The sequence below is a fragment of the Shigella sp. SIG6 genome, assembly GCF_053555815.1.
The window spans coordinates 1-574 of sequence record NZ_JBQZXC010000307.1; the positions used below are offsets into that span (position 1 = coordinate 1).

General features: G+C 53.3%; 1 protein-coding gene. It reads left to right on the forward strand.

Annotated features, from left to right (window positions below; genetic code table 11):
* On the forward strand, positions 1 to 574 hold a 574-nt coding region (locus ACUU1M_RS20520), incomplete at both ends, for an IS3 family transposase (protein ID WP_449144791.1).

The window sequence follows — 574 nt, forward strand, 5'->3', positions numbered from 1 at the left end:
GCTGGATGTTCATCCCAGTGGTTTTTACGCCTGGCTTCAGCAGCCGCATTCACAACGCCATCAGGCAGACCTGAGACTGACAGGACAGATTAAACAGTTCTGGCTGGAATCGGGATGCGTCTATGGTTATCGCAAAATCCATCTGGATCTGCGTGACAGCGGGCAACAGTGCGGAGTAAACAGAGTCTGGAGACTGATGAAACGTGTCGGAATAAAGGCTCAGGTCGGATACCGAAGCCCGCGGGCACGTAAAGGCGAGGCCAGTATCGTGTCACCCAACAGGCTCCAGCGACAGTTCAATCCGGATGCTCCTGATGAGCGTTGGGTAACGGACATAACCTACATCAGGACCCACGAAGGCTGGCTGTATCTTGCCGTTGTTGTTGATCTGTTCTCACGCAAAATTATCGGCTGGTCCATGCAATCCCGGATGACAAAGGACATTGTCCTGAACGCACTGCTGATGGCTGTATGGCGGCGTAATCCCGAAAAACAGGTGCTGGTTCATTCGGATCAGGGCAGTCAGTACACAAGCCATGAGTGGCAGTCGTTCCTGAAATCACACGGCCTGGAG